This window comes from Nostoc sp. C96 (assembly GCF_059384975.1).
Map to the genome: position 1 here is coordinate 5,958,995 of NZ_CM182020.1, position 22,915 is coordinate 5,981,909.

The window sequence follows — 22,915 nt, forward strand, 5'->3', positions numbered from 1 at the left end:
TGCTACTAATTTCATTCTTCACACTTCACACTTCATGCTTTATTCGTCCACGCCGGATGAGCAAATAAAGATGCAATTACACGCACTCCCCGCAGTTGATTTGATAAAGGTAAATGACCTTTTGGCGCACTCAAATCCCAAATAAAGCTATTAGGATAACGTGTCCAATTATTACCATCTTTCCAGGCAATTTTCGGCCAGAAATTATCCCAATTTTTTCCGAGGCTTAACCAAATTTCGCGCTGTACTGCAAAGCCAAATTTCCCTTCCGAATGAACTAACCACAAATTATTAATGGTATGTAAGTCAGTTACAGGGAAATTGTCAACTTCCGTAAAATACAGCCATTTGCGTTTGACAGCCGTTGGCCCTGCTACTTCGCACATTTTCTCAATAGTCATGCGATCGGCTGCTTGGAAGTCTTGAGCAGCAAGTAACTGTTGTAAAGGTTTGTAATTGATCCCTGCCTCTGATTTTAGAGGTACAATGCCTTCAGGAAAATTTGTTTGGAGAAATTCTCTGGCGTTTGGTGCATCAGAGTTGTAAAGGACTTGGTAAGCTTTACCATCAATCCAAGTTGCTGGGGACTCACGACGTTTCAGCAAAAATTCCATCAACACTTCTAATCCCTGATTACCTAAGTCGGCTAACTGTGGGATGATTTGTTGTTGGACTTGAAGAGATCCAGCGATTAAGCGTTGTCGGAGGGAGTCGATGTCATTAGCAGTGCCTGATACAATCATTGGGTCTGTCATGCCATTACTCGTGTTAGCGGTCAGTGAACAAGCGATCGCTATCGTGGATTCTTGATGATGAAACACTGATAGCGAAAAGTAGTTTACTATTTTTGATCGTACAAAATTGCGACAGTTTCGCTGAAATCCCGAAATGCTATACAAAGGGAATAGGGGGAAAATCTGCATATTTAACGACTAGAAGCTAGGAAATAGAGGCTAGAACCTAGGCAAGATGAAGGATTAAGGCTGAAGGTGAAATTTATATTTGACACTTCATACTTCATACTTCATACTTCATACTTCATACTTCATACTTTTTATGTTTTTGTGGAGTGTTTAAACTATGTACAACAAGATTACCCCCCCAACAAGTGGATCAAAAATCACCTTTAAAAATGGTGAGCCGATTGTGCCTGACAATCCAATTATCCCGTTTATTCGAGGCGATGGAACAGGTATTGATATCTGGCCTGCTACCCAAAAGGTACTAGATGCGGCAGTAGCTAAAGCGTATCAGGGTAAACGCCAGATTAGTTGGTTTAAGGTTTACGCTGGTGATGAAGCTTGTGATTTATACGGCACTTACCAGTATTTGCCCGAAGATACTCTCACGGCGATTAAAGAATACGGTGTGGCTATTAAAGGCCCATTGACCACTCCAGTGGGTGGTGGGATTCGTTCGTTAAACGTAGCACTACGTCAAATTTTTGACTTGTATGCTTGCGTGCGTCCTTGCCGTTACTATGCGGGTACGCCTTCACCCCACAAAAACCCTGAAAAACTGGATGTAATTGTTTATCGAGAAAATACCGAAGATATATATTTGGGAATTGAATGGAAACAAGGTAGTGAAATTGGTTCACGCTTAATTTCCATCCTCAACAAAGAACTCATCCCCGCCACCCCAGAACACGGTAAAAAGCAAATTCCCCTCGATGCCGGGATCGGGATTAAACCCATCAGCAAAACAGGTTCTCAGCGTCTAGTACGTCGCGCCATCAAACACGCCTTGACTTTACCCAAACAAAAGCAACAGGTAACGCTGGTGCATAAGGGTAACATCATGAAGTACACCGAAGGCGCTTTCCGCGATTGGGGTTATGAACTCGCCACCACTGAGTTTCGTCAAGAGACAGTCACCGAACGGGAATCTTGGATTTTAAGCAACAAGGAGAAAAATCCGAATCTTTCCCTTGAAGACAACGCCCGTCAAATTGACCCTGGTTTTGATGCCCTCACCCAAGAGAAAAAAGAACAAATTGTCAAGGAAGTGGAAACAGTTCTTAACTCAATTTGGGATAGCCACGGCAATGGCAAGTGGAAAGATAAAGTCATGGTCAATGACCGGATTGCTGACAGTATTTTTCAACAAATCCAAACCAGACCAGATGAATATTCAATTCTGGCGACAATGAACCTCAACGGCGATTACTTGTCGGATGCAGCCGCCGCCATTGTTGGTGGTTTAGGTATGGGGCCAGGCGCGAATATTGGCGATGCTTGCGCCGTTTTTGAAGCAACTCACGGTACCGCACCCAAGCACGCAGGCTTAGACAAAATTAACCCTGGTTCAGTGATTTTGTCTGGCGTGATGATGTTGGAATATCTGGGTTGGCAAGAAGCCGCCGACTTAGTTAAGAAAGGTTTAGGAGATGCGATCGCCAATAGTCAAGTTACTTACGATTTGGCACGGTTACTCGAACCACCTGTAGAACCTCTCAAATGTTCTGAATTTGCCGACGCAATTATCAAACATTTCGGTTAATTTTAGTTAACCTTTAGGGCGGGTTTTTCCCGTCCTAAAATCAATTCATTTATTGCTTATTGCATAATAATTCATATAAATTTTAAGTATTGAGAAAGAATTAAATATAAAAGTTAATCAAATAAATCCCATTAGTTCAAACTACAAATAATTGGTTAGAAGACATTGGTTTAGGCGTTACCTTGTGGACTGGAGAATTTGAAGGGAGAAATAACACTTGGTTGCGCTGGTGTGACCAAGCAGGTAGTATTTGACTGACTGGTGATGAACACGCCAAATTATACCATTTTGGATTTTAGATTTTGGATTTTGGATTGATAAAGGGTTTACTGGTAAGCTGTTCAGAAATCCATTTGTCGCAATCATTTTTCAAATTGGTATTACTAGCCGAGAGATTAAAAGCTTTGGGTGTAGACCCTGGTAGTATTTAACCTAAATTTAACTATATTTATTTTTGTGTTTAAGCCATAAAGATGATTTTTTGTAGCCTAAATCTATGACAATAAAAATTGACAACAAATTGCGTAGATTTGCTGTAAAAAATTCTTATGACTCTTAACCGCAGACATTTCTTATTTTTACTGGGTGCAGGTGCAGGTAGTTTTGCATTAGATTCTTTGGCGTTGGCTGATAAATCACCTGTTAGTCAAGCACCAAGCACTACAGGCGTAATTGAACTACCACCTTTACCTTATGCTTACGAAGCATTAGAACCACACATTGATGCGAAAACAATGCAGTTTCATCACGATAAGCACCATGCAGCTTATGTGAAAAACTTGAATGCTGCTTTAGACAAACACCCAGAACTGAAAAACAAACCTGTTGAAGAACTGTTACGCAAACTTGGCAAAGTTCCGGCAGATATCCGTACAACAGTCCGCAATAATGGTGGTGGTCATGTTAACCACTCAATGTTTTGGAAAATTATGAAGCCGGAGGGAGGCGGAGAACCAACAGGAGAAATAGCTACTGCAATTAATCAAAATTTTGGTAATTTTGCAGCCTTTAAAAAGCAATTTAACGAGGCTGGTGCTGCACGTTTTGGTAGTGGTTGGGTTTGGTTAGTTCGTAACAAAAATGGCAAGCTAGAAATTGCAACCACAGCTAATCAAGATAATCCCATTAGTGAAGGTAAATATCCCATTCTCGGTAATGATGTCTGGGAACATGCCTATTATCTCAACTATCAAAACCGCCGCGCTGATTATTTAACAGCATGGTGGAATGTTGTTAACTGGGATGAGATTAACAGCCGATTTGCGGAAGCAAATAAATTTGCTTACTAAAGTTAATTTGTAAATACAAAGAGAAGTAGAGACGTTGCATACAACGTCTCTACAACAACCATTAAATTGTGTATTCAGCAAGAAACGATCGCTTTAGTCAGAAAGATTAGGATATTGTGTAATTTTACCTACTGCCTTCTGCCTCCTGCTTTCTCCCTCCTTTCAGATCACAATCCTAATGCTTTGCGTGTACCTGGCCCGACAATACCATCTGGTGTTAAACCTTGCTTGTTTTGAAAAGCTGTCACAGCATTATCTGTAGCAGCACCAAATATTCCATCGGCTTTAAGATTAAATCCTTTTTGGATGAGAGCTTTCTGCACAGCAATTACATCATCTCCTTGCATGGGTGGCTCAGTCAGAAATAAAATTCTTGGCTGTCCAGAAACAGAATTAGGTTGAGATAAAGCTCTCATTTCTGATTGGATAATAGGAAATTTGGCATCCCAAGTAGCAGCATCTCTGACATTTAACCCATCATCAATATGAACTGAATCTGCGGGGGTAAAATCTCCTCCCCATCGTAGCATCGGATCATTACGGATGCTTTGAATAAAGTTTTGAATTGCTTGTGGCAGATTTTTTAAGTTGCTTTTGTCGAGAGCGTCACTGTTAAATAGCTTATCTCCTAGGGAAACATTCATATCAATGCCATGACCGATTAAATGATTTGACCGACTAGCGGGACGGACAATTGCGCCTGAGACTACGCCACCTTGTAAGCGAGTAGAACTAGTGACATAAAGTTTGATACCAGCATCAGTCGCAAATTGATCAACTTTTTCTAGGGAGTCAAAAAACTCAATGTCTGCTAAAAGAGGTTTACCTATAAATCGAGGTGATTTAAATGCTTCTAATTTAGTTACCATAATTACCTTGATTTGGGATGCAGTAGTTAATTCTTTGGAAACCATCTCTAGTGATGGAGGGATTGAGACTAGATAATTATGGATTTATAATATTTCTCATACCTTTAGTAGTAGCCTTAAGTATAATTTTGGCTTTTTAGCTTTTTTTAGATGGAACTATTAAGAAATATCAATTGATGTAAAGCGATCGCGCACATTTAAAGCAGTATCAGAAAAGTCACTAAATACGCCATCAACGCCTAAACTAAAAAATAGTTCATATTCTCCTTGGGGATTACCTTGACAGTCTAGAGGTAAAAAGCTGTCTTCGTTGCGAAAAGTCCAGATATGTACCTGTAAACCAACAGCATGGGCATTTTGTAGCACAGATGTGGGCGATCGCAATTTATTTTTATGATCTCTAGGAACTAAAATATCTTTGTGAATGCCAATTGCTTGGGCGTATTTAGCAATTTCTTCTAACCCTGATTTTGTCACTAAATCCGTATAGGTGCGAATATCACCACTAACAACAAAATCATACGGTTGACCAGTAAGATTGATTAACTGCACTAAAGGTAAATGAGTTTTTTGGGATAAACATTGTAAGTTACTCACTTCAAAAGATTGAATAAAAATTGGTGAGTTTTTTTCGTGATAACCGTTAGCTTGTAAGGTTTTAAGTAAAGGTTCTTCTAAAGCTAAATTTATATTTCTAAAATAAGTAGGATGCTTTGTTTCAGGATAAATCCCAATATCGCGCCCCAATTGTTTACTATAATTTTTGGCTAAATCAATAATTTCTTGTAATGTCGGAATTTCCCATAAATCATCATAAACAGTATTTTGCCGACGTAATTGAGGGATTCTTTCTTTGGCGCGTAATGTTTTGATTTCGGCTAGTGTAAAGTCTTCTGTAAACCAGCCAGTTTTGATTTCACCATCGATAATTTTAGTTGTGCGCCGTTGAGCAAATTCAGGATGTTTTGCAACATTAGTGGTTTCTGAAATTTCGTTTTCGTGACGAGCAATTAAAACACCGTCTTGAGTTGAAACTAAATCTGGTTCAATGTAGTCTGCACCAAAGTTAATTGCTAATTCGTAAGCGGCTAAAGTATGTTCTGGGCGATAGCCACTAGCGCCGCGATGAGCAATAATGATGGGTTTTTTATTCATGAGGCTGATTGTATGTGTGGTAAATAAGAAATATTTATCTCACGCAGAGGCGCAAAGAGTTATAGCAAAGTTATTTGTTTAGTTGGCAGAATCAGAATTTATGCAGCAGGTCTATTTATGGGCATTTTTTTAACAAATGTTAATATTGGGTGACGGGATGCGATCGCCTATTCCTTCTTGCTCATGCCTTTTGATACCCAAGAAGATTAACCTAGAATTATCCCAACAAATAAAATTATATTTGCTTAGTATCGTTCCATAAGTATAATGATCCAGACTCAGCCTCAACTCAAACGCATAGAAGAATTACGCCAGCTTTTGCAACAAGCTAGTTACGCCTATTATGTTTTAGACGCACCCATCATGGAAGATACCGTCTATGACCAGCTATACCGCGAATTGCAACAGTTAGAAACTCAGAATCCAGAATTAGTTACACCCGACAGTCCCACTCAGCGGGTGGGTGAAAGAATCCGCCACACACTTTACCTCGGTACGCCACAATATCCCCCTGTACAGCTTGGAGAATGCTTTTAATATTGATGAGTTGCAAGCTTGGGATCAACGTTGGCGGCGACAACTCCCGACAACCGACGCGGTAAAATATGTCTCGGAATTGAAAATTGATGGTTCGGCTTTGGCGCTGACTTATCAAGATGGTGTGCTAGTTAGGGGTGCAACTAGAGGTGATGGGGTTACGGGTGAAGAAATTACCCAAAATGTGCGAACAATTCGTTCTATTCCTTTGCGCTTAAACTTTGATGGGATAGAACCGATAGAAAGAATAGAAGTGCGCGGTGAAGCATTTTTACCGTTGGAAGTGTTTAAGCAAATCAACGAAGAACGGCAAAAAGCAGGCGAACAGTTATTTGCGAACCCCCGCAACGCCGCCGCAGGTACACTCAGACAGTTAGATTCTCGCATTGTGGCGCGGCGACGGTTAGATTTCTTTGCTTACACTCTGCATATTCCGGGGATGGATGATGCGAGTATTGCCAATACCCAATGGGAAGCCTTGGAATTATTACAAAAAATGGGTTTTCGGGTAAATCCCAACCATCAACTGTGTGAGTCTTTGCCAGAAGTGGCACAATACTACAAATACTGGGATACGGAAAGATTGAATTTACCCTACATGACCGATGGTGTAGTGGTCAAACTCAATGCTTTTAAACTGCAAGAACAGTTAGGGTTTACCCAAAAATTCCCGCGCTGGGCGGTGGCGTTGAAGTATCCAGCCGAGGAAGCACCCACCCGTGTGGAAAATATCGCGGTGAATGTGGGTAGAACTGGGGCGTTAACACCTTTAGCAGAGATGCGCCCGGTACAATTGGCGGGGACAACAGTTTCTCGCGCTACTTTACATAATAGCGATCGCATTGCCCAATTAGACATCCGCATCGGTGATACTGTGATTGTTCGCAAAGCTGGGGAAATTATTCCCGAAGTGGTGCGGGTAATTAAAGAACTGCGTCCGGCTGACACGGAACCCTTTGTTATGCCTAGCCACTGCCCTGTTTGCGATCAAGAAGTGGTGAGAGAATCAGGAGAAGCCGTGACTCGTTGCGTCAATGCTTCTTGTGCAGCTATTCTCAAAGGTTCCATTGAACATTGGGTCAGCCGGGATGCTTTAGATATAAAAGGCGTGGGTGAAAAATTAGTGCATCAATTGGTAGATAAAGGCTTGGTGCATTCTGTAGCTGATTTGTATGATTTGACAGAAGCACAATTGCTGAGTTTAGAAAGAATGGGGGAAAAATCGGCACAGAAATTAGTAGAAGCGATCGCCCAATCAAAAAATCAACCTTGGCATAGGGTATTGTATGGTTTAGGCATTCGTCATGTTGGCAGTGTCAATGCTCAACTCATCACCGAAAAATATCCCGCCGTTGAGAAATTAGAAGCAGCCAAACAATCAGACATTGCAGGTATTTATGGCATTGGTGCAGAAATCGCCCAATCTGTTTATCAGTGGTTTCATATTGATGCTAATCAAGCTTTAATTGAACGCTTAAAAACAGCCAATTTACAATTTGTCGCCGCAGAAAATATAACTGTTAGTGATAGTAATCAAAAGTTTGTCGGCAAAACTTTTGTGGTGACAGGCACATTACCCACCTTAAAGCGCGATGAAGCTAAAGCAATCATCCAAAAAGCTGGCGGTAAAGTTACAGATTCTGTCAGTAAAAAAACAGATTATTTGGTAGTAGGAGAAGATGCTGGTTCTAAATTAGACAAAGCCCAGGCTTTAGGAATTACCCAGTTAACTGAGGCACAGCTATTAAAGATGTTAGAAGATGAATAAACTCTAGAGATTAGCTAAACTCCATCGTCTCCACAAAAGACAAAATATTATCCTTAATATACTCAGCTTCTTCGGCGATATCATTTGGTATTTCGCCATATAAAAAGCTGCGTTGATTGCTAACTATATATAAAAACTCTCCATTAATAAAAGCCAGCAATCCACGGTAAGCATCCAATCTAGTAGCAGTACCGTTATTTCCTTGTTGAGACATGGTTGAACCTTTAGGCATATCAACTAAGGCGTAATATGCACCCGCAAAAATGTCTTCTAAATACTCACTATACTTGATTTGAGCATCTGACACATTCGTAAAAATTGCTTGGGGGACATATTTATCTACTACGATATTTTTTAAATATTCCTCCTGTCCCTCAGATTCTAATTCTTCTAACTGCTCTGGAGGGATAGGATAATAATCAATCCGTAACAAAGTCCCAAAGTCATCAGAAAAACCCACTACTCCTTCTTGTGTTTGAATCTTACCTCCTTGTGTTGGATCAACAGGAATCGAAACTGTAAAATTGCCTAAAGGAGATTCATAGACATCTTCGAGATAGTCTTCTACAGTAATTGTGTCATCTTCATCATCAAAATCTGCTTCATTTTCCCCTGCTTGAAAAGCCGCAATTATTTCTTTGACAATTTCATCGGCTTCTTCATCTTCAAGGTCTAATGCTGTTTGTAACCTTTTTAAGAAAGGCTGTTTATTGTGAGGAACAATTAATTCTTCTTCATCTAAAAGTGCAACTACCCCAGCCGCAAAACCATCTAAGACTAAATCTTCAGGGAGAGATTCATTTGCCGTGTTAAACAACGGACTCAACCCTTGTGATTCTGCTATATAGATGAGTTTATCGACGATTTCGATCATTTCATCTTCGGAATATTCTTCAAAAACCTCAAATTCCCAGAGGATACCTGCTAAACCTTCGGGATCTACTTCTTCAATCGAAGCATCTGCGATCGCCGTTACCACTGCGATCGCTGCTACAGCTTCTTCTGGTGTTAAAGACTCGGCTAATGTTTTTTGTGAGTTAAAAACATTATCATATTTACTCATAATTGCTACCCTTGTTGATTGCTTACTAGTTTGATTAAAATTTCCCTTCAATTCATATTCATTTGTATTTAATTAATCCCCTTAGCTTTTTTCATCCTCCAAATGAGACATCCAAAAATAATTAGCAATATGTCCGCAAAAAACAGCAAAATTTTGCTATAAATTTGGACAATTCACCCATCACTTAGATTAATTAGTCTTGATAAACTTAGCTTTCATGAAAACTCTTTTGTTTTAACAGTTGAATTTCCTAATTCATCTACTGCTAATGATTACCATAAAAAATCAATTTATAATTTTTTTTAACAGTTCTATAAATTCTCTCATCATCAAACAAAGATCTGAATGCAGCAAACAGGGTTTGTCATCCTGATATTTGATGCACTAAAACACATCAATTTGATTTGCTTTGTATCACATAACCTTGACAATGTATGCAACATAATATTATACCAAGAGCCAATTTCTTAGGATTAATTTAATTTTGATGACAAAATCTCTATATATGAACTGCTAGAACATCGATTTTTTGACCTCTAGCAAGAGAACTATATCTAATGATAGAAAATAAACTAGCTCTCGATAGATTTTCTTTACCAATAGCAGGATGGCATAATACCGAAGTGCAAAGCAACACATAGAAATTATTTAAATCCCAATTTAAATCTTATGGTGCAAACACCTCCATCCCAGTTCTCACCAGACCAATACACAGTAGATTCAGCCACAGCCGAAGTAGAAGCGCTGATTCAAACGCCACCATCAGATACAGAGCTTAATCTAGAGTTTCTCTACACCAGAGATATTGAATTTCGCCAAGAAACGATTTACTTTATCGTTGTCGATCGCTTTCATGATGGCGACCCCGAAAATAGTGAAGGCATTAACCCAGAATTGTATGATCCCAGCGGACAAGACTGGGGTAAATACTGGGGTGGCGATTTGCAAGGTGTTATAGAGAAATTAGACTATCTCAAAAATATGGGAGTTACCGCTGTTTGGTTAACTCCTTTATTTGAACAAGTAGAAGAATTATTTGTGGGAAATGCAGCCATTCATGGCTATTGGACAAAAGACTTTAAACGTATAAATCCCCGGTATATTGCTAAAGACGAAAACCCTTCGTTAAATGAAACCCAAGAAACTAAAAATACAACATTTGACCGCTTAATTGAAGAGTTGCACAAACGCAACATGAAACTGGTGCTGGATATTGTTTGTAACCACAGTACCCCAGATACTAGCGGTAGCAAAGGTGAATTGTATGACGACGGTGTAAAAATCGCCGACTTCAATAACGACGTTAATAACTGGTATCACCATTATGGTGAAGTGCAGAACTGGGAAGATGATTGGCAAGTCCAAAACTGTGAATTAGCTGGTTTAGCCACCTTCAATGAAAATAACAGTGAATATCGGGAATACATCAAATCAGCCATTAAGCAATGGCTAGATAGAGGTGTAGATGCGCTACGGGTAGACACTGTGAAACACATGCCCATCTGGTTTTGGCAAGAATTCACAGGTGATATGTACAATCACAGACCAGATGTATTTATTTTTGGCGAATGGATTTATAGCGGCCCCACCGACGATCGCTCTTTGGAATTTGCCAATAATTCCGGCATGACAATGCTAGACTTTGGCTTGTGCGTAGCCATTCGCGCTGCCCTCGCCCAAGGTTCCGAAAATGGGTTTCACACCATTCAATACATTTTCGATGAAGACTATCACTACAACAGTGCAACGGAGTTAATCACCTTCATCGATAACCACGATATGCCGCGCTTTCAATCGCTCAACCCAGACCCAGCGATGTTGAGAGTGGCGATCGCCTTAATTATGACATCCCGTGGTATCCCCTGTATTTATTACGGTACAGAACAGTATCTCCATAACGATACCGATGGCGGTAATGACCCCTACAACCGCCCCATGATGGAAAAATGGGATAACGACACAGAAATTTATCGTTACCTCCGCTTACTGTCTGGCTTACGACGGTTGAACCCGGCTATCTCAATGGGTAGCCATTGGCAAAAATACATTACCCCCGATGTTTATTGCTATGTCCGCCGCTATCGTGATTCCCTGTGCTTTGTCGCCCTCAACCGAGGTGGCGAAGTCACATTGCCAGAAATCGAAACAGAACTACCCGACGGCGAACACACTTGTGTGGTAACACGCAATAAATACGAAGTCAAAGACGGCAAAATTTACGACCTGCACATAGAAGAACGGGGAGTAATTGTCATCAGCCACGTTGGCGAAAGAATCAAAGGACAAACCATCATTCGGGTGCAATTAAATGGCGTAAATACCCAACTTGGTGAAACCATAGTTGTTACAGGCGACTGCCCAGAATTAGGCAATTGGGATATTAGCAAAGCTTATCCCCTAGAATATATCAACGCCAATACTTGGTTTGCCGAGATTCCCTTTGATGAAAGTGCAGGCAAATTGATTAGTTATAAATATGCCCTCTGGCGCGAAGGGCGATCGCCCCTACGCGAAAACACCACACCCCGCCGTTGGGTAGTCGCCAAAGAAGGCACAGTCAAATGGCGTGACACCTGGGCAACCGGACGAGAATCTTAGAAGTCTGAAGGCTCGGAGGGCGTAGGGAGACAATGTGTAATACCTAGAAATTACACATTGTCTCCCTACTAAAACTTTTCTATCACCCTATAAGTGATTTGGGCGAAAAACAGGTGGCGTTATACATTAAATGTATAGCAAGAAGCATAAAGAGTCAGACAGAAAGCATGAATGACATGAATAGTCATACTTTTTTGCCATACTTCTGCCTTCTGCCCCCTGCCTCCTGCCTCCTGCTTTTCACACCTGACCAACTCAGGCTTGATCGTTCACAGCTAAGGGTTTGGAAATGTTTGCTTCCTCAGAAACTCCTATAATTGGGACAATTTTATTAGTAGCTTTCGGCATCTTAGGCTGGGGCTTTTATCGCGCCAGACCTTTTGGAAAACTGGGAATCTTAGCCTGGTTGCAGTCAGTGGTGTTAATGTCTCCCTGGCTGCTATTCTTTGGTTTGTTTGCTGCGGGAATTTACCTCAACATAGTCGGCATATTGTTGTTGGTGGTAGCTTCTGCGGGATTATATATCTACCTTGGTAGACAACTACGGGCGGCTGGGCAAGATGCCATTCTCAAGCAACGAGCAACAGAAAGGCTTGCAGCTAATTCCTCCGCAGAAGGTAATGCTGCCCAAACAGCAGCCAACGGCGAACTCAAAGAAGTTTTATCAATTCCCGAAGCAGATTTAAGCGCCATTAGAAGCATTTTTGGCATTGATACATTTTTCGCCACAGAAGCGATCGCCTATCAAGACGGCGCTATCTTTAAAGGTAATCTGCGCGGCGAACCCCAAGAGGTTCACAACCGCCTCAGTGAGAAGTTACGCGATCGCCTGGGTGAACAATATCGCCTGTTTTTAGTCGAAAACACAGACGGTAAACCTGTGGTGATTGTATTACCCAGCCGTAACGATCCCCGTCCCACTACAACAGGGCAAAAAGCCTTTGCCGGAATTTTGCTCATTGCCACTCTGGCTACATGTTTAGAAACTGCCGGGTTACTCTTAAACTTCGATTTATTTGCCACCCCAGCACGCTTCACCCAAGCCTTACCCATTGGCCTCGGCATATTTGTAATTTTAATTGCCCACGAAATCGGTCATTGGGTAATTGCGCGGCGTTACCAAGTCCGTCTTAGCTGGCCATTCTTTTTACCTGCTGTGCAGATTGGCTCCTTTGGTTCAATTACCCGCTTTGAATCTCTCTTGCCCAACCGTACTGCATTATTCGATATTACTTTGGCAGGGCCAGCCGCTGGCGGTATCGTCTCTTTAATCATGTTGATTGCGGGGTTATTACTTTCCCACCCAGGCAGTTTATTTCAATTACCTAATCAGTTTTTCCAAGGTTCTATTTTAGTCGGCAGCTTGGCGCGAGTAGTCCTCGGTTCAGCTTTACAATCACCCTTAGTCAACGTCCATCCTTTAGTCATCATTGGTTGGCTGGGGTTAGTAATCACTGCGTTAAACCTGATGCCAGCCGGTTCTCTAGATGGTGGACGCATCGTCCAAGCCATTTATGGGCGCAAAACTGCCAGAAGAGCCACATTTGCCACTTTAATTTTGTTGGCATTAGTTTCGCTTGGTAATACCTTGGCGATGTACTGGGCAATTGTCATTGTGTTTTTACAAAGAGACTTAGAACGCCCCAGCCTAAACGAAATCAGCGAACCCGATGATGCCAGAGCCGCTTTAGGTCTTTTGGCACTATTCTTAATGATTGCCACTCTTCTGCCCTTAACTCCCGGTTTAGCTGGGCGTTTAGGCATTGGGTGATTAACCTGAAGTCTGAAGAATCTTCAAAAAATTTTTAGTGGCGTGAACTAAATTAATTAGCCCCCGCCACTAAAAACTCCGCGTAACTTTGCGTTTACCTCTTGATTCCTCTGCGTTGAAAAACACTTGTTAACTTAAAAATTAATATAAAAAAATAGCCAAATTTTTAATTATCAATAGGCTCTAATAATCACTATCAGCGACACAAATACCTTTACATTTAATCCCATTTGTAGCAGTACGCAGACAATGAGGACAGAGAATTTTTTCTGCTGCTATTTCTTGATTTATCTCTATACTAGTACTTGCCTGTAATTTATCTTTCTCTGTCTGGGGTGTTACAGTCATAAAAATTGCAGAATCGTTTGGCACTTTCACTTAAATGCTAACAATATTTTAATTGATTGTAGCTCCGAAAGGTTGCACTGACTCGAACACAGGGATTTCACTCCAAACTCAATTTTGTACCCCTACCCATCCGTGGATGGAGGCAAGAAATTTCTAGTGGGCTGATAATTGCTGCGCCAATGCCAAAGGCGATCGCACTCAAGAATGATTTAGAGTCAACTGTAGCAGTCATAATTACACACCAGAATAAGGCGCTAGAGCAAAAGTTTGCGTAGTATCAACAACAAGAAAGCGATCGCATAAATTAAACAGTTCTGCCTGAGTCTGAGTCTGTCGCATCAGCCGCAAGAAAACACCTTCAGAGTCAACACTCAAGGCGATATAGTTGAGGAACATTTTGAGGTATCCTACACGCGCACGCTCTGGGATATTTGGCGCTGCTGGGGTTTGCCATAAACGATCGATGTATTTGCGTACCTCGATTAAAGGAACAGGTGCGATCGCTTCCAAGCGCAAAGCTTGCCGAATTTGCTCAAAAATCCAAGGATTTCCAATTGCCCAGCGTCCCACCATCACACCAGCCGCACCTGTTTGAGCCAGCACCGATAGTGCTTGTGCCGCCGAGTAGATATTTCCGTTAGCCAGCACTGGACAATTAACTCGTCTGACGGCTTCGGCAATCAAATCATAATTCACTCGCCCGTGGTATCGATCTAGAACTGTGCGACCATGTAAACTCAGCAAATCTATGTTGTGGCGATTGATTAAATCTAGAATTTGGTAAAAAGTATCGGTATTTTCAAAACCTAAACGCATCTTGACGGTAAAAGGTCGATCATTAACTGCTTGCCGCAATTCACCCAGAATTCGATCCACTTTTTCGGGTGAAAGCAGCAATCCACCCCCAGCTTTTTTGCGGTAAATTCTCGGTGCGGGACAGCCCATATTCAAGTCAACTCCCGCAATATTATAACCGCAGAGTTCTTGTGCTGTTTTGACTAAATGAGGAATGCTTTCACCCATCATTTGAGCGAAAACAGGGCGACTAGTATCGTTTTCGGTGATTGATGCCAGAATGCTAGGGTTGAGTCGTGAGGTTTCATTGACGCGGAAATATTCGGTAAAAAAGTAGTCAGGACTGCCGTACTGATTAATGACCTTCATAAACCAGAGATTTGTGACATCCTGCATAGGCGCAAGAGCAGTCAGGGGTAAATCTAGGTGAAGCGATTGAGGGAGCAATACCTGGGACATAAAATGGAGAGCATTCGACACAGCATCACTCTATCAAACAAAATGAACCAATTAGGGACGCATATTGTAGACCTAATGGTGTGTTGATAATGTTGCCATTAAAGCAACAAAAAATTATTAATTGTTCTTAATTACACCTTGCTTAATCAAGCATACTTTAATAGTTACATAAATTTGTTTTTTTGCGCCTTACTAAAGCTTGGCGCAATGCTTGATTATAGTCTGATACCATTTCCCGAAAAAAATGATACAAATTTATGGGTTTTTCATTCTTTCCCCCTGCCCCCTGCCCCCTGCGGTCTATTTGTATCAAACTTAAAGTGAAACGTATGACTGTATAGCTATAAGGAACAAAATGATCTTTTTCACCATGTATTGTCAGAATTGGTGGTAGATTTTAACACGCATTTAATTGGGAAAAATATTATTCATTTCACCTTGCGTTCGACTAATGAATTGTGATAAGTTTCTAATTAATAATTAAATACGATAATTATATCGATATACCGTATTTTATTCAATAACTCATCACCAAAATCAGTTAAAAGCTGAATATAAAGCATTATCAAGCTTTTTATGCCAATTCAAACAGTCGGTATTTTAAGTCCTGGTGATATGGGACAAGCGATCGCATCTGTTTTAAACCAAAATGGATTAAGGACGATTGCAGCCTTAGAAAATCGCAGCCAAAGAACTCGCCAGTTAGCCGCCGCCGCGAATATAGAGGATGTGGGTTCTCTTACACAGTTGGTAATTGAATCTGATATAGTGTTATCCGTTTTGGTTCCCGCCGCCGCCGCAGAGGTAGCCCAGCAAGTAGCTGCGGTGATAAGTAATGTAGGGAAACAGATTCTTTATGTTGATGGTAATGCGATGTCTGACGACAAGCCGCAAAGCGTCTACGCACCCCAAAAGGTAAAAACTATCGCTCAAATCATCGAATCATCTGGAGCAACTTTCGTCGATGCTTCCATCATCGGCCCACCTCCCAGAGTTCCCGGACGCACGCGCATCTATGCTTCTGGCAAACAAGCCGTGGAATTTCAACAACTAAGTAATTATGGCTTAGATATCCGGGTCATTGGCGATGGAATTGGTCAAGCTTCGGGTTTGAAGATGTCTTATGCCGCCCTCACCAAAGGACTAACAGCAATTAGTACAGAATTATTAATTGCTGCCCATCGCTTAGGCTTAGATGAAGAACTATGGAGTGAAGTATCTAGTAGTCAGCCGGAACTTGCTCATATACTTGCTCGTTCCATTCCATCTATGACACCAAAAGCACATCGTTGGGTTGGGGAAATGGAGGAGATTGCCGAAACCTTCAAAGAATTAGGTTTGACTGAACGCATATTTTATGGTGCAGCTGATGTTTATCGTTTAGTGAAAGATACTTCTTTAGGGCAGGAAACACCAGAAGAACGCGATCGCGATCGGCAATTGTCAGAAATTATCACGACACTTTCTGACGAAACTACATCAAACTAAATAGGATTTACGCCCAAATTTGAGACTGGGTATAGGGCTAAGGGTTTTGAACACCTTTAGCCCTCAATGTACTGCGAACTTACGAAATTTTGCGCTTAGTCGAACAATCACCTCTAAGTTCAGGCAAATCAGCAATGATCATATAATAACTGTTAGTTAATCTAATAGTTAGTAAAACATATCGAAGTTTCCCCTATGAAAATTTGGCAGGGACAACTAGGCGATCGCATCAGTAAGGCCATTTACCACCATCTACCCGCCTTTCGTTGGCGGAATTTTCGTCTATTTTTCGGGGGACAGTTACTATCAATGTCTGGGACATTTATGACCCAGCAGTTGACTATTCCTTGGTTAGTATACGATTTGACTAAATCTGCTTGGTTGTTAGGAGTTGCCGGGTTTATACAATTTTTGCCTACGTTGTTAGTGATTCCCTTTTCGGGCGTATTGTCTGATCGCTGGAGTCGTCGTGACTTGTTAATGCTGGTGCAGATGTTGGGAATTAGTGTGTCCTTGGCTTTAACAATTCTGACCTTTACGAATTGGATTACCTTTCCCATCCTATTAATCCTGAGTGTTCTCAACGGTTTTCTCAAGGGATTAGATATGCCAGTGCGTCATACAATCGTTACCGAAACCGTAGATGATCGCGCTGATTGGAGCAATGCGATCGCTTTAAATTCCGTCATGTTAAGCTCTTCTCTGGTATTGGGGCCAGCTATGGGTGGGATTTTAATTGCAACTCTAGGGGTGAAATATTGTTTTCTCTACGATACTCTCAGCTACATCCCAGCAATTTTTACCCTATTGGCAATGCGGCTGAAAGTTAGACCGATGCAGACTATGACTAACCTGGGTGATACTCTCCAGAAAATGCGAGAGGGCTTTGAATATGTCTCCAAATTTCAACCGATTAGAGCAATTTTGTTGATGTTAGCGTTACATGGTTTAGTTGGGATGTCTCATGTCGCACTTATGCCTGTTTTTGCAGCTAAGATTCTCAATGGAGATGCAACAACAATGGCTCACCTCAGCACTTCAGCACCGATTGGGTCGTTTTTTGCTTGTGTCTATTTAAGCGTCAGACGAGGCATTGTAGGCTTAGACCGTTTGATTATCATCGCTCAAGTTTTAATTGGAATGAGTTTGATATCTTTCTCACTCTCGCGTCAAGTTTGGCTATCGATAATCGTACTTGTGTTTGTTGGCTGCTTTTCTATTCTCAACATTACAAGTAGTAATATGATTATCCAGACCTTAGTTGCCGAAGATAAGCGTGGAAGAGTAATGAGTTTTTATGCCCTAGCAATGGTAGGTACAATGCCCTTTGGCAATCTTTTAGCCGGAACTTTAGCACATAACTTTGGTGCGACGAATGCCTTGATTGTTTGTGGCAGTTTGTTTATCTTAGGTGCGCTATGGTTTTCTGCACAATTACCAGTAGTGAGCCGTTGGATAGCTGGCGAAACAAGTGGCTTATCTTTGGAAAAGTGAAATTAATGTGATTTTTTGACCTCTCCCCCAACCCCTGTGTCTTGAAAAGTTTTGCGCCGGGAAACCCGGACGCGCAACGCCAGTTGCTTTATGCCGGGGAACCCGTCCAACGCACTGGCTCAACTTTTCGCTCCGACGCGGAAAGGGGAGTATATATGAGATATCAACGAGAAATTACGCTTTTAAAGCCTCTGTCCTTGCAGGGGAGAGGTTTGGAGAGGGGTTTTTTAAATCTGTCAAACTCACGTTAAATTAGCTGAATAAAAACGACTACTCAACATCAAAAAAAGAGGTGATCATTCAGATGTCGTGATCACCTCTTGAGATTGAGCAAATAGGCGAAAAATCGCGCAGTTAATTTCGATGAATGATTAGTAATCGAAGTCGCCACCTAAACCGCCACCGGGTGCAGCAGGCGCAGCATCTTTGGGTTCTGGCTTGTCAACTACAATGGCTTCGGTGGTTAGTACCATCCCAGCAATTGACGCAGCATTCTGCACGGCCGAACGAGTTACTTTAGCAGGGTCAACAATACCCGCTGCAAACAAATCGACAAACTCGCCGGTAGTTGCGTCGTAACCTACATTGAAGTCTTTCTCTTTGACTCGTTCGGCAATTACCGCACCATTTTGACCTGCATTCTCAGCAATCCGCTTGAGAGGTGCAGCTAAGGCGCGAGACACAATCAATGCTCCTGTTAATTCTTCATTCACCAGGGTAGACTTCGCCCAGCTTTCTAATTCAGGAGCTAGATGTGCGAGTGTTGTACCACCACCGGGAACAATGCCTTCTTCTACAGCAGCTTTTGTGGCGTTAATGGCATCTTCTAGACGTAGCTTGCGGTCTTTGAGTTCGGTTTCAGTGGCAGCACCTACTTTTACAACTGCAACCCCGCCGGCCAGTTTGGCTAAACGTTCTTGTAGTTTTTCTTTATCGTAAGAAGATTCTGTTTCTTCGATTTGGCGGCGGATTTGCTCTACCCGTGCCTTCACAGCTTGTTCGTTACCTTCAGCTACGAGGGTGGTGCTATCTTTGGTGATGGTGATGCGGCGAGCTTTACCGAGTTGATCAAGTTTAGTCGCATCCAGTCTCAGACCAGCATCTTCGGTAATTAACTGCCCACCTGTGAGAACCGCAATATCTTCTAGGATAGCTTTGCGGCGATCGCCAAATCCAGGTGCTTTGACAGCCGCTACATTTAGTACGCCACGTAAACGGTTAACAACTAAGGTTGCGAGAGCTTCTTTTTCAATATCTTCGGCAATAATTACCAAAGGACGACCAGCACGGGCTACTTGCTCAAGTACGGGTACGAGGTCTTGCACCAAGGCGATTTTTTTATCAGTTAACAGCAAGAAAGGCTCATCTAGCACTGCTTCTAACCGTTCGGCATCGGTGGCAAAATAGGGAGAAATATAACCCTTGTCGAAGTTCAACCCTTCTGTAACTTCTAGTTCGGTGGTGACTGACTTGCCTTCTTCTAGAGATATCACTCCTTCCCGACCAACCTTATCTAGGGCTTCGGCAATCAAAGCGCCCACAACTTCATCGTTACCGGCAGAGATGGCAGCAACTTGAGCGATCGCTTTTGAGTCTTCTACAGGACGCGCGTGTTCTTTAATCTTGTCCACGAGAAAAACTGTGGCTTTGTCAATACCACGCTTGATTTCAATGGCATTGGCACCAGCCGCTACATTCCGCAATCCTTCTTTGACAATAGCGTGAGCCAAAACAGTTGCCGTTGTCGTCCCATCTCCAGCAGCATCATTGGTTTTAGATGCTGCTTGACGAATTAGGGCTACACCTGTGTTTTCAACGTGATCTTCTAATTCAATCTCTTTAGCGATGGTGACTCCATCATTGACAATTTGCGGAGCGCCAAACTTCTTTTCTAAAACAACGTTACGACCTTTCGGGCCAAGGGTAACTGCTACTGCTTCAGCCAGAATATCAATGCCTTTTTCCAAAGCACGACGAGCATTTTCGTTGTAAATGATGCGTTTAGCCATAGTGATCTCAATTCTCTGTGTAAGTTTGTCAGTTAATCATTTGCGAGTGTCATGGGTTATTCGTCATTCACTGTTGCGGAGTCAGAATGATGAATAAATCAGGTCTATCGACTAGGAAACAATTGCCAAGATGTCCTTTTCAGACAAGAGGACATACTCCTCTGTACCTAACTTGATGTCAGTGCCAGCATACTTGGAGTAAAGAACCTTATCGCCAATAGCAATATCAATAGTTTGATGAGTGCCATCGTCGTTGCGTTTACCAGGGCCGACCGCAACAATTTCACCCACCTGGGGCTTTTCTTTAGCACTATCAGGGAGAAAAATACCTCCAGATGTTTTCTCTTCGGACTCACTAACCTTGATGAAAACGCGATCGCCCAGAGGTTTAACAGTAGATACGCTCAACGCTATAGCTGCCATACAAAATTCTCCAAACAAACTTTTCTTAAGGTGGACAAATGGTTGGAATGCAAATGTTTAACTAGGAGGAAAATTCATCATGCGTGATGTTGCTCAAATTCAACACTAAGCATGAACGGCTTTCTGATCAAACCACCTAATAAATCGTCAGCAAAATCAGAAATCGCCACTAGCGGAAATTAACTACATAAAATCTATCGGATTAATGTAGTTTGTATTGTGTTAAGCATGATGTCATATAATTTTCAAAAAATCAAGAGTTTAAATAAGGGGTAGAGTATTTACAACCCCTACGCCCTTAGACCAAATCCTCACAAATAACCTATGTGCATCAGTCCTGATGTAGCCTCTCCACCAACGAGGCATTTCTATTCCCTAAGCCAATCAGCATTTAAGCTGCACTATTGAATAAATCAATAAATGACTTAAACCCTCTCCTCTGCACCTCTGCTCCCCTGCGGTCTAAACTGCAAACTAGGTGCTTAACAGCTGATTAGCTGTAACCTATCAACTATCACAACCAAATATCGGAAGTACAATCACCGCCTGGATAGCGAATTTCATGAGCGCGAGCAGGGCCAGCAGGTTCTTTACCAAAGTCAACGTAAAAATCTTCGTTAATTTTCATACCGCCATTTTCAGTGTCGCAATCAATCTGCAATAAATATGAGCCACTTTTCGACAAATCAGGGTAAAACTGATTATCCCAACTGCTAAATAGGGAATTAGTGACATAAAGCCGTTTACCATCCAAACTCAGCTGTAGCATCTGCGGGCCACCAGCTAATTTATGGCCTTGGACTTCGCTACTTAACCCTTGCAAACCACCACACCAAACCTGACCAGTTAAACGAGGATGAGCAGGATCGCTAATATCGTATTGACGAATATCTCCATGCAGCCAATTGGAGAAATAAATATAGCGATCGTCCAGAGAAATTAAGATATCAGTAATTAAAGATGGCACAGGTATCGGCCAGCCTTCTATTTCTATTGATGGTATGTCCAGAACTTTTTCTACTTGCCAATGGCCATTAGACTTGTGCCAATGCCAAACATTACTGCTGAGTGCGGCGGCCACAAATCCATGTGTGCTATCAGGATTATGATGAAAGCGTAGTTCTAAGGGAATTAAACCTTCTTCTCCTAAGTCAACAGTTTGAATAATTTCGTGAGTTGACCAATCCCAAAAATGTATCTGCTGTCCATAGTTACCTGATGTGACATCGTTGAGGTCAAAGCCTGGGTAATATGTTTTGGGTGCAGCCCACTCACTACTAACCATGACATTATGACGGGGCTGATACCAAAAGTCATAGTTAAACCGCATACCCTCGGCTTGATGTTCCCAGCGTCCAGCAATGTCAAAATTTTCATCTAGTAACAAAAAACCACCAGGGCCGTTACCTTCGCTGTCACCTAACATTGAGATCATCACATGACCATCGGCTAGGCAATGTACTGTATGAGGTGCAGTTAAGTTGGTTTTTGCTTTAATTTCTTCTGGTTCAATAACTTTATAGAGTTTTGGTGCTTTGGTCTGTGCTGTATCAACAATGTAAATTCGACTAGATTTTTGTCCAGGAATTACACTAAATCGGCGGGATTTACTGGCATCACCATGACAAGAACTACAAGCATTCCAACCAAAATGATGTAACTCATCACCAATATAAGGCACGGGTAAACGATGAATTACTTGGGAGTAGGTTGGAGATTGCGGATCAACGTCTACAGTCGCTAAATAATCTGGTTGTTCAATGCCTGTACCTGTATACACGGCAATTACATAAAGCACTTTTTCCTTTTCTGCCTGGATAGCTGCTTCTGGGGAAGCATAACCAGGGCCACAGCAAGCATGAGCCATAATTTGATACCTCTATATCGAGATTAGTATGTGTGGGTGCGATCGCGTGACGAATAATCTTGTCCAGCAAAAGATCTATCCTATTTAGCTTTTCTAAGTATTCGTAGTACACATAATTAGATTTCCATATATTTAATTCGCTAAGGACTTGAATTTTCTGGGGTGTAATGTAATACTGCTAAATTAAATCCTACTAAATCGGTCAATAATTAGTATTTTATCGAAAAACCTCGTGTGACCTGACAAATAAGTCTTTCGAGTTTTCTCAAATCTCGTTAAAAAATCCTATCCGTTAGACCATTGTCCCACCGAACCTTTGACAGCGGCAGGATTGAAACTCATAAGTTCCACAGAGCAGTTTCTTGCTAATCAGAAATTGTTGAGGTCGGATTTTGAGATTTAAAGATGGGCAAATCCCTAAAAGGTTTACCCAGTTTTCATCTCACATCTTTGGGGAAGTTCCATCTTTCCCCTTTTCTA

General features: G+C 41.7%; 16 protein-coding genes and 1 pseudogene. 7 read left to right on the forward strand and 10 right to left on the reverse strand.

Going from position 1 to position 22,915, the window contains the following annotated elements; genetic code table 11:
* Positions 1-32: 32 nt before the first annotated feature.
* Positions 33-755: a GUN4 N-terminal ARM-like repeat domain-containing protein gene (locus tag AC504W_RS25410; RefSeq protein WP_494878763.1), complete on the reverse strand. Its 723-nt coding sequence runs from the start codon at positions 753-755 to the stop codon at positions 33-35.
* A 325-nt stretch (positions 756-1,080) separates the two neighbouring features.
* Here AC504W_RS25410 and AC504W_RS25415 point away from each other — a divergent pair, with 325 nt between their 5' ends.
* Positions 1,081-2,502 carry an NADP-dependent isocitrate dehydrogenase gene (locus AC504W_RS25415; RefSeq protein WP_494875002.1) on the forward strand — a complete coding sequence of 474 codons (1,422 nt, stop codon included), beginning with the start codon at positions 1,081-1,083 and terminating at the stop codon, positions 2,500-2,502.
* A 548-nt stretch (positions 2,503-3,050) separates the two neighbouring features.
* Positions 3,051-3,791 carry a superoxide dismutase gene (locus tag AC504W_RS25420; RefSeq protein ID WP_494875003.1) on the forward strand — a complete coding sequence of 247 codons (741 nt, stop codon included), beginning with the start codon at positions 3,051-3,053 and terminating at the stop codon, positions 3,789-3,791.
* Positions 3,792-3,958: 167 nt separating this feature from the next.
* Here AC504W_RS25420 and AC504W_RS25425 read toward each other — a convergent pair whose 3' ends face one another.
* Positions 3,959-4,705 (reverse strand): peptidoglycan-binding domain-containing protein, encoded by a 747-nt coding sequence (locus AC504W_RS25425; RefSeq protein ID WP_494875004.1) that lies wholly within the window; start codon positions 4,703-4,705, stop codon positions 3,959-3,961.
* 114 nt (positions 4,706-4,819) lie between these two features.
* Positions 4,820-5,815, reverse strand: a complete 996-nt coding sequence (locus AC504W_RS25430) for a glycerophosphodiester phosphodiesterase (protein WP_494875005.1) — start codon at positions 5,813-5,815, stop codon at positions 4,820-4,822.
* Between the two features lie 267 nt (positions 5,816-6,082).
* Between AC504W_RS25430 and ligA the strand changes: the two are divergent.
* Positions 6,083-8,120: pseudogene (ligA, locus tag AC504W_RS25435) on the forward strand (NAD-dependent DNA ligase LigA).
* Positions 8,121-8,130: 10 nt separating this feature from the next.
* Here ligA and AC504W_RS25440 read toward each other — a convergent pair.
* Positions 8,131-9,183, reverse strand: coding sequence for a tellurite resistance TerB family protein (locus AC504W_RS25440; protein WP_494875007.1), 1,053 nt, complete (start codon positions 9,181-9,183; stop codon positions 8,131-8,133).
* A gap of 669 nt (positions 9,184-9,852) precedes the next feature.
* Here AC504W_RS25440 and AC504W_RS25445 point away from each other — a divergent pair.
* Positions 9,853-11,781 (forward strand): alpha-amylase family glycosyl hydrolase, encoded by a 1,929-nt coding sequence (locus AC504W_RS25445; RefSeq protein WP_494875008.1) that lies wholly within the window; start codon positions 9,853-9,855, stop codon positions 11,779-11,781.
* Positions 11,782-12,070: 289 nt separating this feature from the next.
* Positions 12,071-13,552 (forward strand): site-2 protease family protein, encoded by a 1,482-nt coding sequence (locus tag AC504W_RS25450; protein ID WP_494875009.1) that lies wholly within the window; start codon positions 12,071-12,073, stop codon positions 13,550-13,552.
* A 183-nt stretch (positions 13,553-13,735) separates the two neighbouring features.
* On the opposite strand, the gene AC504W_RS25455 is transcribed toward AC504W_RS25450, so the two are convergent.
* The 3 genes from AC504W_RS25455 to AC504W_RS25465 form a co-directional block, all read right to left on the reverse strand.
* Positions 13,736-13,900 (reverse strand): DUF8639 family protein, encoded by a 165-nt coding sequence (locus tag AC504W_RS25455; RefSeq protein WP_494878765.1) that lies wholly within the window; start codon positions 13,898-13,900, stop codon positions 13,736-13,738.
* Positions 13,901-13,997: 97 nt separating this feature from the next.
* Positions 13,998-14,132, reverse strand: a complete 135-nt coding sequence (locus tag AC504W_RS25460; RefSeq protein ID WP_494875010.1) for a hypothetical protein — start codon at positions 14,130-14,132, stop codon at positions 13,998-14,000.
* Positions 14,133-14,134: 2 nt separating this feature from the next.
* Entirely contained in the window at positions 14,135-15,154 is a 1,020-nt protein-coding gene (locus tag AC504W_RS25465) for a tRNA-dihydrouridine synthase family protein (RefSeq protein ID WP_494875011.1), read from the reverse strand.
* A 576-nt stretch (positions 15,155-15,730) separates the two neighbouring features.
* Here AC504W_RS25465 and AC504W_RS25470 point away from each other — a divergent pair.
* Both AC504W_RS25470 and AC504W_RS25475 read left to right on the forward strand, forming a co-directional pair.
* Positions 15,731-16,642: an NAD(P)-dependent oxidoreductase gene (locus AC504W_RS25470; RefSeq protein ID WP_494875012.1), complete on the forward strand. Its 912-nt coding sequence runs from the start codon at positions 15,731-15,733 to the stop codon at positions 16,640-16,642.
* A 195-nt stretch (positions 16,643-16,837) separates the two neighbouring features.
* Positions 16,838-18,136, forward strand: a complete 1,299-nt coding sequence (locus AC504W_RS25475) for an MFS transporter (protein ID WP_494875013.1) — start codon at positions 16,838-16,840, stop codon at positions 18,134-18,136.
* A 371-nt stretch (positions 18,137-18,507) separates the two neighbouring features.
* Here AC504W_RS25475 and groL read toward each other — a convergent pair whose 3' ends face one another.
* The 3 genes from groL to AC504W_RS25490 all read right to left on the reverse strand — a co-directional run bounded on the left by groL (position 18,508) and on the right by AC504W_RS25490 (position 22,435).
* Positions 18,508-20,145: a chaperonin GroEL gene (gene groL / locus AC504W_RS25480; protein ID WP_494875014.1), complete on the reverse strand. Its 1,638-nt coding sequence runs from the start codon at positions 20,143-20,145 to the stop codon at positions 18,508-18,510.
* Between the two features lie 111 nt (positions 20,146-20,256).
* Complete coding sequence (gene groES / locus AC504W_RS25485; protein WP_494875015.1) at positions 20,257-20,568, reverse strand: co-chaperone GroES; 312 nt, start codon at positions 20,566-20,568, stop codon at positions 20,257-20,259.
* Between the two features lie 514 nt (positions 20,569-21,082).
* Positions 21,083-22,435: a selenium-binding family protein gene (locus tag AC504W_RS25490; protein ID WP_494875016.1), complete on the reverse strand. Its 1,353-nt coding sequence runs from the start codon at positions 22,433-22,435 to the stop codon at positions 21,083-21,085.
* Positions 22,436-22,915: the final 480 nt, after the last annotated feature.